The organism is Streptomyces sp. NPDC058457, assembly GCF_042720695.1.
Lineage (GTDB): Bacteria > Actinomycetota > Actinomycetes > Streptomycetales > Streptomycetaceae > Streptomyces.
Map to the genome: position 1 here is coordinate 66,129 of NZ_JBHXLU010000022.1, position 12,497 is coordinate 78,625.

At 73.1% G+C, this 12,497-nt stretch carries 6 protein-coding genes; all 6 read left to right on the forward strand.

What is annotated here, in order from left to right:
* The first annotated feature begins 183 nt into the window (after positions 1-183).
* The 6 genes from ACFWPS_RS19530 to ACFWPS_RS19555 all read left to right on the forward strand — a co-directional run bounded on the left by ACFWPS_RS19530 (position 184) and on the right by ACFWPS_RS19555 (position 12,497).
* Entirely contained in the window at positions 184-3,993 is a 3,810-nt protein-coding gene (locus ACFWPS_RS19530) for an FHA domain-containing protein (RefSeq protein WP_383706669.1), read from the forward strand.
* 205 nt (positions 3,994-4,198) lie between these two features.
* Complete coding sequence (locus ACFWPS_RS19535) at positions 4,199-5,575, forward strand: ABC transporter substrate-binding protein (protein ID WP_383706671.1); 1,377 nt, start codon at positions 4,199-4,201, stop codon at positions 5,573-5,575.
* A gap of 7 nt (positions 5,576-5,582) precedes the next feature.
* Positions 5,583-6,917, forward strand: a complete 1,335-nt coding sequence (locus tag ACFWPS_RS19540) for a carbohydrate ABC transporter permease (protein WP_383706672.1) — start codon at positions 5,583-5,585, stop codon at positions 6,915-6,917.
* The gene (locus ACFWPS_RS19545) at positions 6,914-7,753 is read left to right on the forward strand and encodes a carbohydrate ABC transporter permease (protein ID WP_383706674.1); all 840 of its coding nucleotides are present in this window, start codon (positions 6,914-6,916) and stop codon (positions 7,751-7,753) included. Before ACFWPS_RS19540 ends, ACFWPS_RS19545 begins: the two co-directional genes overlap by 4 nt.
* A 165-nt stretch (positions 7,754-7,918) precedes the next feature.
* On the forward strand, positions 7,919-10,180 hold the full coding sequence (locus tag ACFWPS_RS19550) for a CDP-glycerol glycerophosphotransferase family protein (protein ID WP_383706676.1): 2,262 nt from the start codon (positions 7,919-7,921) through the stop codon (positions 10,178-10,180).
* Between the two features lie 124 nt (positions 10,181-10,304).
* A complete protein-coding gene (locus tag ACFWPS_RS19555; protein ID WP_383706678.1) occupies positions 10,305-12,497 on the forward strand; it encodes a bifunctional glycosyltransferase family 2 protein/CDP-glycerol:glycerophosphate glycerophosphotransferase in 2,193 nt (730 codons plus the stop codon).

Consider the following 12,497-nt stretch of genomic DNA (forward strand, 5'->3'; position numbering starts at 1 on the left):
CGCCCGCAAGGTATTGGTCAGGCACTTTTGGGGGCAGAGCTGACCAATCAAGATCACTTACCATCGGGGCGTGGGCGCGTTGTCAGTGGCAGGTGCGAGGATGCGTTTGACAGCAGAACTGGCCGACGTGCTCGTGGCGGTGGGGGGAATTCCGCGCCCGCGCAGAAGGGACCGCTGACGGCGATGCAGATCCGGCTGACCGTCGTAGACCCGCTGGGCCCTGCCGCGCAGCGGGGCCGGGCCGTGAGCCGCGACGTGCTGGTCACGGCGCCGGCGGGCACGGACCTGGCCGCGGTGGCGTCGGGGCTGGCCTCGGCGGTCACCGGGGACGGCAGCCTGGGCGGCCGTGAGCCGAGCGGTGCCCCGGTCGTGCTGTACGCCGGGGTGGAGCGGCTGGACGCCCGCCGCCGCATCCTGGGCGAGCCCCCGCTGGTCGACGGCGCGGTGCTGTCCCTGGGCGCCCCCGCGGCCCCCGAGCCGCACCCCGAGCTGGACGACGCCCCGACCCAGCTGCACGTGATCGCCGGCCCGGACGCGGGCGGGGTCCACCTGCTGCACGGCGGCCAGATCACCATCGGCCGCTCCGCCGACGCCGACGTCCCGCTCGACGACCCGGACGTCTCCCGGCTGCACTGCGCGGTCACGGTCGCCGCGGACGGCCGGGTCTCGGTCGCCGACCTGCACTCCACCAACGGCACCGCCCTGGACGGCACCCGTGTCACCGACCACCCGGTCCGCCTCACCCCGGGCTCGCTCCTGCGCATAGGGGAGTCGGCCCTGCGGCTTACGCCGTCCGGGGGACCGGGGGCCCGGGTGTCCACGGCACCCGACGGAGAGGGGTGCGTGCGGGTCCTGACGGGGGGCGAGGGACCCGACGACGGCGGTTCCGCCGGCCCCGGGGGCGGTACGACCGCTCCGGCGGGCCGCACCCATCACGCCTACGGCACCGCGGGCTGGGGAGCCGCGGGCGGGGCGGCCGGAGGCCAGGAGCACGGCCCGGTGGAGCCACCGGTCGTACCGGCACAGGGGGACGCGCCGAGGATCGAGAGCCGGGGCGGGCTGCCGGCGGCCGACCGCGCGGACGGAACGCCACGGACCACGCGGACCGCGCGGACCGGACGGGAAACCGGACCACCGACCGGGCACGGCGGGCACGGCGGGCACGCGGGCGAACTCCCGTCGGTCGCCGGGCCCAGGACCGAGCCGCCGTCGGCCGGGCGAGGGGACGACGTCGACCGCCGCGGATACCCGTCGGCCGGCAATCACGGCACGCTGCCGGGCCCGCGCGGCGGTTCCGGCGCCGCACCCGGATCGGGCGCCGCGCACGGCCCCGTCCCGTCCCACGGCTCGGAAGCCGCACACAACTCCAGCACGGCGCAGGGCCCCGGCACCGCACACGACTCCGCACGCGGCTCCGCCGTGAAGCACAGCCCGGGCGACACCCATGCCGGCCGATCCGGACTCCTGGGCGGCCCGAGCTCCTCCGGAAGCACCGGAAGCACCAGAGGTACCGGCGCCACCCGGCCCGCGGCCCCCGCCCCCACCGACGACAGCGGCCTCGCCGACACCTCCACCGACGCCTCCGCCCCCTCCGGCAGGCGCAAGGGCACCCCCCTCCGCGGTACCGACGCCCCCGCCCTGCCCGGTGCCCGCAGGCGCGGCGGGCTCGGAGCCTGGGCGCGGCGGCTGGCCGGTGGGCGCGGTGAGCCCCCGTCGGCCGCCGACGACGAGACCGCGGCGGAGGACGGCGGCACCGCTTCCGTCGGAGTTCCCGCCCAGCCCGAGACCTGGCCCGACCCCGCCGCCCTGCTGCTGACCGCGCTCGGCCCCGGCCCCCGCCTCTGGGAGCGCGGCCCCGGCCACCCGGAGACGCTCACCGTCCGGCTGGGCACGGCGGACCGCTCGGCGCCCGACGGTTCGGGCCTGCTCCCCGCCGTCCCGGTCACCGCAGACCTGCGCGAGTCCGGTGCCCTCGGCCTGGCGGGCCCGCGCACCCGCCTGGCCGGCCTCGCCCGCGCGGTCCTGGCCCAGCTCGCCGCACTGCACTCGCCCGACCTGCTGGAGATCGTGCTGATCAGCGCGGACCGGGCCCGCCCCCTGGAGGAGCGCACGGCCGAGTGGTCCTGGCTCGGCTGGCTCCCGCACGTCCGACCGGGGCACAGCCAGGACTGCCGCCTGCTGCTCGCCTACGACCGCGAGCAGGCGGCGGCCCGCGTGGAGGAGCTGCTGCGGCGGACGGAGGAGCTGTCCGCCCCCCGCAGGCCGGCCACCCCGTCCGACCGCCCGGCCCCGGCGCAGGCACCCGCACCCGCACCCGCACCCGCCCGTACGGCAGCGGACACCCCGCCCGCCGAAGCCGCCAACCGCCCCTCCTGGGCCCGCGACGACCTCGGCGCCGACGACAACGGCAGGGGCGGCTTCCCGGGGCCGTACACGGTCGTCGTCGTGGACGGCGATCCGGGCGGCTCCGCGCTGCGCGAGGCGGTGGCGCGGCTGACCGTGGCCGGCCCCCGTGCGGGGGTGCACGTGATCTGCCTCGCGGAGACGGCTCCCACCTCGTCCACCTCGCCGGTCTCCCGGACCTACGAGGAGGCGTGCGCGGTGACGCCGACGTTCCGGGAGTGCGGGGCGGTCGCCCTGCTCAGCGGGGACGTGGCGACGGCGCTGCACCTCATGCGAGTCTCCGCCGGCCACGTCGGCACCGGTCACGCGGGCCCGGTCGGCCCCGGCACGCTGGCCGCGGTGGACGCGGTCTCCCCCGCCTGGGCCGAGCGGTTCGCGAGGGCGCTGGCCCCGCTGCGCCCCGACGGCCCGGGCGGCGACCGGCACCCGCGCGTGGCCGCCCCGCTCCCCCAGTCCGCCCGTCTGCTGGACGAGTTGGGGCTGGCCAGGGCCACCCCGGCGTCGCTGATGGCCCGCTGGGCGGACGCGGCCGACGACACCGAGTCGCTGGGCGGCCGGGCCCGGGCGGTGCTCGGCGCCGGACCGCGCGGCCCGCTCACCGCCGACCTGGTGGCCGACGGACCGCATGTGCTGGTCGAGGGCCCGCCCGGCAGCGGCCGTACGGAGCTGCTGCGGTCGACGGTCGCCTCGCTGGCCGCCGCCGAGCGGCCCGACCGGCTCGGGATCGTCCTGATCGACGGCCGCGACGGCGTCGGCACCGGTGCCGGGCACGGCGAGGGCCTGCGGGTCTGTACGGACATACCGCATGTCACGACCCACCTCACCGCCAACGACCCGGTGCGGATGCGGGAGTTGGCGCAGTCGCTGAGCGCCGAGCTGAAGCGGCGGGCCGAGCTGCTGGGCCGCTCCGACTTCACCGACTGGCACGCGCAGCGGGAGATCTCCGGCCGTATCGTCCCGCAGCGCGCCCGTCCGGCCGCCTCGGGCGCAGCCGACATAGAGGCCCCGCCGAGCTCGACGATCCGCCTGCGCCCGTCGGCCGGCGCCGCGGCCCGCGGGCGTACGGAGGCACCGCCCCCGCTCCCCCGTCTCGTGGTCGTGGTCGACGACCTGGACGCCCTGGTCTCCCCCGCCCTCGGTTCACCGGGCCGGCCGGCCGCCGGTTCCGTGATGCGGGCACTGGAGGCGGTGGCGAAGGAGGGCGACCGGCTCGGCGTGCACCTGGTCGCGGCGGCCGGCACGGGCGGCCGTACGGCGGAGACGGAACCGGCCCGGCAGGCCACTTTGCGCATCACCCTGGACACCCCGGCCGGCGGCCCCGACGAACCGGCGCCGGGCCGTGGCCGTCTGGCCACCCCGGACGGCCGGACCACGGCGTTCCAGACGGGCCGCGTCACGGGCCGTATCCCCCGCACGGCGACCCAGCGCCCCACGGTGGTCCCCCTCGACTGGCACCGCATGGGCGACCCCCCGGCCCGCCGCCCGGTCCGCGAACTGGGCAACGGCCCGACGGACCTGGCCCTGCTGGCGAGCGCGGTGGAGCGGGCGGCGAAGGAGGTTTCGGCGGCGGAGGTTCCTTCGCTTCTGTGAGCGAGGGCACCCCTCTCAGCCCGTCCGGGGGTACCTCCCCTCCGGGGGAGTTTCGAGGACGAGGCCGCCGGTCACCCATCACGACGCGATCACGATCCCCGGCGCTGACCTGTCGGCCCACTTGCCGCGTACGCGGCGCCCGCGTACACCGGAGCGCACGGCACAGAGTTCTGACGTTCAACGAGGAACGACGAACGGGGAAGTGATGCGCGCTATGAGCAACACCATCCGGACACACAGGGCCCTCACCACACTCGCCGCCCTGCTCGCGGGATCCCTCGCACTCACCGCGTGCGGAGGCAACGACAAGAAGCCCGACGGCGGCAACAGCACGGGCGCCACCCAGACCAGCACCCTCACCCTGCCGAAGCTCGACGGCACCACCCTCGAAGTGGCCGCCGTCTGGACCGGGCAGGAGCAGAAGAACTTCAAGCAGGTGCTCGCGGAGTTCGAGAAGCGCACCGGCGCGAAGGTCACCTTCGTGCCCGCCCAGGACCCGATCATCAACTTCCTGGGGTCTAAGATCGCGGGCGGTCAGCCGCCGGACATCGCGCTGCTGCCGCAGCCCGGCGCGATCAAGCAGGCCGTGCAGAAGGGCTGGGCGAAGCCGCTCGACGCGGACACGCTCACGGAAGTGCAGAAGAACTACTCGCAGGGCTGGCAGGACATCGGCAAGGTCGACGGCAAGCAGTACGGCGTCTACTACAAGGCCGCCAACAAGTCGCTGGTCTGGTACAACGCCAAGGTCTTCGAGAACGCGGGCGCCAAGGAGCCCAAGACCTGGCAGGAGCTGCTGACGACGGCGCAGGCGGTGTACGACTCGGGCGTCACCCCGTTCTCGGTCGGCGGCGCCGACGGCTGGACGCTGACCGACTGGTTCGAGAACGTCTACCTCTCCCAGGCGGGCCCGGAGAAGTACGACCAGCTCGCCCAGCACAAGATCAAGTGGACCGATCCGAGCGTCAAGCAGGCGCTGACGACGCTGGCCCAGATCTGGGGCAAGAAGGGGTACGTCGCGGGCAACGCGTCCGGCGCGCTGCAGACGGAGTTCCCGGCCTCGGTCACCCAGACCTTCACCGGCGGCGACCAGCCGAAGGCGGCCATGGTGTACGAGGGCGACTTCGTGCAGGTCAACATCGGTGAGACCAAGGCGAAGGTGGGCACGGACGCGAAGGTGTTCCCGTTCCCGGCCGTCGGCTCGACCGCGCCCGTGGTCTCCGGCGGTGACGCGGCGGTCATCTTCAAGGACTCCAAGGGCGCCCAGGCGCTGGCGAAGTTCCTGGCCTCCCCGGACGCGGCGACGATCCAGGCGAAGCTCGGCGGCTACCTCTCGCCGAACAAGAGCGTGCCGAACTCGGCCTACCCGAACGAGGTGCAGCGCACGATCGCCAAGTCCCTGATCGCGTCCGGTGACGACTTCCGCTTCGACATGTCCGACCAGGCCCCGCAGGCGTTCGGCGGTACCCCGGGCAAGGGCGAGTGGAAGGATCTCCAGGACTTCCTGCAGAACCCGACGGACGTCGCGGGCACCCAGGCGAAGCTGGAGAAGGACGCGGCGGCCGCCTACGGCAGCGGAAGCTGACCCGGCGATGGCCGCACCCGCAGCCACGGCCCCCGCTTCTCCTCCTGGCCACCGCAAGAGCGTGACCGGCACCCGCAGGACCGTGGCGGTGCTCTTCCTCCTCCCGGCCCTGGTGCTGCTCGGCGCGCTCGTGGTCTACCCGATCGGGTACTCGCTGATCCGCAGCTTCTACAACGCGAACGGCGACGGTTTCGCCGGCTTCGACAACTACAAGGCGATCTTCACGGACGACGGCATCCGTACCGCCCTGAAGAACAACGTGATCTGGGTGGTGTTCGCGCCGACGGTCTCCACCGCCCTCGGCCTGATCTTCGCGGTGCTGACCGAACGGGTGCGCTGGGGCACGGCGTTCAAGTTGGTCGTCTTCATGCCGATGGCGATCTCGATGCTGGCCGCCGGGATCATCTTCCGTCTCGTCTACGACCAGGACCCGGACAAGGGGGTCGCCAACGCGGTCTGGGTCGGCATCCACGACACCTTCGCCCAGTCCTCCGCGTTCCCCAACGCCCACCTGGGCCGCGAGTCGCCCCTGAAGGCGGATCAGGGCGGCTTCATCACCAAGGCCACCGTCCACACCGGCGAGACCGTCACGCTCCCGCTCGTCGGTGTCGCCCCCGACCAGCTGCCCGACGGCGCGAAGAAGGCCGTGGCGGCGAAGTCCGACCCGGGGAAGATCACCGGTACCACCTGGCAGGACTTCACCCGCGGCAAGGGCGTCGGCAAGTTGGGCGCCCCCGACCCGTCCGAGCTCGGCTACGACGGGATGCGCGTCGAGGCGGTGAAGAACGGCAAGGTGGTGGCGTCCGTGAAGGCCGCCGCCGACGGCACCTTCACCCTGCCCGCCGCCGCCGACGGGGCCCAGCTCCGGCTGCCCGCGAGCAACTTCAAGCAGCCGTACAACGGCGTCGACTGGCTCGGCCCGTCCCTGGTGACTCCGGCCATCATCGGGTCGTACGTCTGGATGTGGGCGGGCTTCGCGATGGTGCTGATCGCGGCCGGGCTCGCGGGCGTGCCCCGGGAGCTGCTCGAGGCGGCGCGGGTCGACGGGGCCACCGAGTGGCAGGTGTTCCGCAAGGTCACCGTGCCGCTCCTGGCGCCGGTCCTGGCGGTGGTCACCGTCACCCTGATGATCAACGTGCTGAAGGTCTTCGACCTCGTGTACATCATCGCGCCGGGCTCCTCGCAGGACGACGCGAACGTGCTCGCCCTGGAGCTGTACCGCAAGGGCTTCTCGGAGGGCCAGCCGGGCATCGCGAGCGCGATCGCGGTGTTCCTGCTGCTGCTCGTGATCCCGGTGATGTGGTTCAACGTGCGCAGGCTGCGGCGGGAGGAGCGGCGATGAGCTGGCTGCTGGCGAAGATCAACGGCGGTCTGGTCCGCGTCTTCCTGATCGTCGTCGCCCTGTTCTGGCTGGTGCCGACGATCGGGCTGCTCGCCTCCTCGCTGCGGTCGCCGGACGACATGAGCGCGAGCGGCTGGTGGCACGTGTTCGGCAAGCCGTCCCAGCTGACGTTCGACAGTTACCAGAAGCTCCTGGAGAACAGCGACATCACCAACTCCCTCTGGAACACGGTGCTGATCACCGTCCCGGCGACGGTCCTGGTCGTGATCATCGGGGCGTTGGCGGGATACGCGTTCGCGTGGATGGAGTTCCCGGGCCGGGACTGGTGGTTCCTGATCGTGGTCAGTCTGCTGGTCGTGCCGGTCCAGGTGGCGCTGATCCCGATCGCCGAACTCTTCGGGAAGATCGGCCTGTTCGGGACGATCTTCGGGGTGATCCTCTTCCATGTCGGCTTCGGGCTGCCGTTCGCGGTGTTCCTGCTGCGGAACTTCTTCGCGGAGATCCCGCGGGAGCTGCTGGAGGCGGCCCGTCTCGACGGCGCCGGTGAACTGCGCGTGTTCACCAGGGTGGTGATGCCGCTCGGCGGGCCGGCGATCGCGAGCCTGGGCATCTTCCAGTTCCTGTGGGTGTGGAACGACATGCTGGTCGCGCTGGTGTTCACCAAGTCGGGCACCCAGCCGATCACGGTCGCGCTCCAGACCCAGGTACGCCAGTTCGGCAACAACGTCGACGTCCTGGCGCCCGGCGCGTTCATCTCGATGGTGATCCCGCTGGCCGTGTTCTTCGCGTTCCAGCGGCAGTTCGTGTCGGGGGTGATGGCGGGCGCGGTCAAATAACCGCACTAGACCACGCAAGGGGCCTTCCAGAGGGGCGAGTCGGGCTTCGGCTCGCCCCTGTCCGCTCACGGAACGTAACCCACATGACGTAGCGAACCGTAACCGAATCACTCCATTGGCCGTTCCCGGGCAGAACGCCCGCGCCGACCGACCCATGGATGTCCCTTGCCCAGGTTCAGTGTCATTGTCCCCGCGTACCAGGTCCAGGCGTATCTGCCCGAGTGCCTGGACTCGGTGCTCTCCCAGTCGTACCCCGATCTGGAACTGATCGCCGTCGACGACTGCTCACCGGACGCCTGCGGCACGATCATCGACGAGTACGCGGCCCGGGACGCGCGTGTGAAGGCCCTGCACCTGCCGGAGAACCAGGGCCTGGGCGGCGCCCGCAACGCGGGGCTGGCGCAGGCGCGCGGCGACTACCTGCTCTTCCTGGACAGCGACGACACGCTGACGCCGGACGCGCTGCGGGCGATCGCCGACCGGATCAAGGAGACCGGCGACCCGGACGTGCTCGTGTACGACTACGCGCGAACGTTCTGGACGGGCCGGGCGGAGCGCAACAAGGTCGCGCTGCATCTGACCGAGCAGGGCCCGGCGCCGTTCCGTCTCGAGGACCGGCCGGGTCTGCTGCGGGTGCTGATGGTGGCCTGGAACAAGGCGTACCGGCGGGAGTTCGTCGAGAAGAACGGCCTCGCCTTCCCGCCCGGCTACTACGAGGACACCCCCTGGACCTACCCGGCCCTGATGGCCGCCGGGTCGATCGCGACCCTCGACCGGGTCTGTGTGCACTACCGGCAGCGGCGGCAGGGCAGCATCCTCGGCACCAGGAGCCGCCGGCACTTCGACGTCTTCGACCAGTACGACCGGGTCTTCGCGTTCATCGAGGAGCGGCCCGAACTGGCGCGCTGGCGGCCGGTGTTGTTCCGCCGGATGGTCGACCACTTCTCGACGGTGTTCACCAGGAAGGACCGGCTCCCGAAGGGCAGCCGTGCCGAGTTCCTGCGCACGGCCCGCGCCCACTACCGGCGCTATCACGCGGGGGGCTCGAAAATCCCGCTCCGCACCCGGCTCCGGCACGCTCTCGTCCACTACGGCCTGCACCGCACCTACCGCGCCCTCCAGCTGGCGATGTCCGCCCGCCGCCGCGCCCTCAAGGCCGGCGCCAAGTCCGTCCGCGGCCTGCGCTCGGCCCTGCTCCAGCTGCACTACCGCATCCAGCTGCGGCTCCCGCTGCGCGCCGACCGCGCGGTCTTCGCCGCCTACTGGAACCGCGGCCACGGCTGCAACCCGGGCGCGCTGGAGAAGGCGTTCCGCACCCACGCCCCGCACATCCGCACCGCCTGGATCGCCCGTCCGGAACACCACCACACGATCCCGCCGGGCCCGCGCCGGCTGCGGCCGGGCACCTTCGGCTACTGGACGGCGCTGGCCCGCTCCAAGTACCTGGTCAACAACGTCAACTTCGACCGGCGGCTGCGCAAGCGCCCCGGCCAGGTGTTCGTGCAGACCCAGCACGGCACCCCCCTCAAGCACATGGGCCTGGACCTCCAGGAACACCCGGCGGCCGCCGCCGACATGGACTTCGAGGAGCTCCTGCGGGGCGTCGACAAGTGGGACTACGTCCTGTCCGCGAACCGGCACACCACCCTGACCTGGGAACGCGTCTACCCCGGCGGATACCGGACCCTCGAATACGGCTACCCGCGCAACGACGTCTTCCAGCAGGCCACCTCGGCCGACGTCACCCGGATCCGCGAGTCGCTCGGCGTCCCCGAAGGGTCGGTCGCCCTCCTCTACGCGCCCACCCACCGCGACTACCGGCGCACCCAGCGCCCCGCCCTCGACCTGGACCGGATCGTGCGCCGCCTCGGCCCGCGCTTCGTGATCCTGGCCCGCGCCCACTACTGGCACGGCGGCCCGTTGGCGTCCGGGGACCGGGTGATCGACGTCAGCGACCACCCCAGCGTGGAGTCCCTCTGCCTGGCCGCGGACGCGCTGGTCACCGACTACTCCTCCCTGATGTTCGACTACGCCAACCTGGACCGGCCGATCGTCGTGCACACCGAGGACTGGGACGCCTACCACGCGGCCCGCGGCACCTACTTCGACCTGCGCTCCAGCCCGCCCGGCGCGGTCGCCCGCACCGAGGACGAACTGATCGACATCTTCGCGACCGGCCACTGGCGCGGCTCCCGCTCCGCCCAGCTGCGCGCCGCGTTCCGCGAGCGGTTCTGCCGGTACGACGACGGGCGCGCCGCCGAGCGGGTCGTCCGGCATGTGGTGCTCGGCGAGCCGGCCGGGCTGCCGGAGTTCATCCCGTTGGAGCAGCGGCACCCCGTGCCCTCGGCGGCCGCAGGGCTCGCCCACTCCCCGCTGGCCACCGTTCCGCAACCTTCCGGCCATCTGCCCGTCACCGAGAGCCGCTGAACGCCGTTTGCCTTGCAGGGAGTTCCCTCATGCCCCCGAACACCTCGCGGCCCACTCCGTCCCGGCCGTCCACCTGGCGACCGACGGGAAGGCCGGGCCGCATGCACACCTGAGAAAGAGCAGCATGACCCGCTTCAGCATCATCGTCCCGTCCCACGGGGTCGCCGGCCGGCTGTCCCAGGCGCTGGACTCGGTCCTCGCCCAGTCCTTCGGCGACCTGGAGCTGATCCCGGTCTGCGACGCGGCCGACGCCCCGGCCGCCTCGGTCGCCGCCGCCTACGCCGAGCGGGACTCCCGGGTGGTCCCGGCGCACTCCCCGCCGTCGGCCGGGCTGAGCGGGGCCCGGAACACCGGGATGCGGGCGGCGAACGGCACGTACCTGCTCTTCCTCGACGGTGACGACGTGCTGGTGCCGGGCGCGCTGGCGCTGCTCGACGCCCGGCTCGCCGAGACCGGTGACGTCGACGTCCTGTATGCCGAGCACGAGCGGACGCCCTGGTGGGAGGGCGAGCCGACGAACCCGGCGGCGCCCTTGCTGGCGGGCGTCCCGAACGGCGCGTTCACCCCGGACCGGGCGCCCCGGCTGACCGGCGTGGCACTGCCGGCGTGGAGCGCGGTCTATCGCCGTGCCTTCCTGGCCGAACGGCGGCTGAGCTTTCCGGACGGGCACTTCACGGACCTCGGCTGGGGCGGCCTGACCACCGTCGCCGCCGAGCGGATCGCGGTGCTGCGCTCGGTGGTCGTACGGCACCGGCTGCGTCGGCAGGGCAGCCGGCTGAACCTGCCCGGACCGCATCAGCAAGAACTCCTCGACCAGGTGGAGCTGGTGCTGGAGCGGGCCGCCGCGCTGCCCGGCGAGCGGGCGCGGGCGCTGTTCGAGCAGGTCTTCGGGGTGGTGCTGAAGACGGCCGCGCGGCCGGACCGGATGCCGGCCGGGCACCGGGCGTTCTTCCGGCGGGCGGCCAGGCTGCACCGCGCGCACCGGCCGGACGGGTTCCGGATGCCGGGCGGAAGCGTGGGGGTGCAGCACCGGCTGCTCGCGGCGGGCGCGTACACGGCGTTCCGGATGCTGCGCGGCGCCAACCGGATCGCGGCCGGGGCGGCCGGGCGGCTGCCCCGGCCGCGCATGCCGCTCACCCGGCTGCGGTACGCCCTCGACCTGCGCCGCCCGCTGGACGCGGACCTCGCCGTGTACTGCGCGTACTGGGGGCGCGGTTACGTCTGCAACCCGGCCGCGATCCACGCCGTGGCCCGCGAACTCGCCCCGCACATCCGCTCGGTGTTCCTGGTCGAGGCGGGTCAGGAGCACACCGTGCCGAACGACGTCGAGTACGCGGTGATCGGCAGCCGCCGTTACTGGCAGGTGCTGGCCCGCGCCAAGTACCTCGTCAACAACGCCAACTTCGCCGAGGGGGTCGTCAAGCGGCCCGGCAGTATCCACGTCCAGACGCAGCACGGCACCCCGCTGAAGAGGATGGGCACCGACCAGTCGGCGTACCCGGTGGTCGCCGCGCAGACCGGCAGCTTCACCAGGCTGCTCGGCCGCGTCGACCGCTGGGACTTCAACCTCTCCGCCAACCGCCACTCCACCCAGACGTGGGAGCGCGCCTTCCCCGGCTCGTACCGGACGCTGGAGTACGGCTATCCGCGCAACGACGTCTACTACACCGCGACCGCCCACGACGTGGTCCGGGCCCGCCGCAGGCTGGGCGTCCCGGACGGCAGGACGGCCGTGCTGTACGCCCCCACCCACCGCGACCACCACACCGGTTTCGAGCCCGGGCTCGACCTGGAGGCGTTCTGCGAGGCGGCCGGCGAGGACGTCGTCGTCCTGCTGCGCGCGCACTACTTCTACGACCGGGGAGCCGGCCAGGGCAGCGGCCGGGTCATCGACGTCACCGCGCACCGCTCCGCCGAGGACGTGTGCCTGGCCGCGGACGCGCTGATCACCGACTACTCCTCCATCATGTTCGACTACGCCAACCTGGACCGGCCGATCGTCGTCTACGCCGACGACTGGGAGGTCTACCGGCAGACCCGGGGCGTCTACTTCGACCTGATGGCCGAGCCGCCGGGCCTGGTCGCCCGCACCCCGGAGGAGCTGGCCCGGCTCTTCCGCGACGGCTCCTACCTGGGCCCGGAGTCCAGGCAGCTGCGGGCCGGCTTCCGGTCCCGTTTCTGCCAGTTCGACGACGGCCTGGCCGCCGAGCGGGTCGTACGGCGGGTGTTCCTCGGCCGGCCGCCGGAGGAGATCCCGACGGTGATCCCGCTCGCCGAACGCCTGCCCGCCCCGGCCGCGACCCTCGTCAGGAGCTGA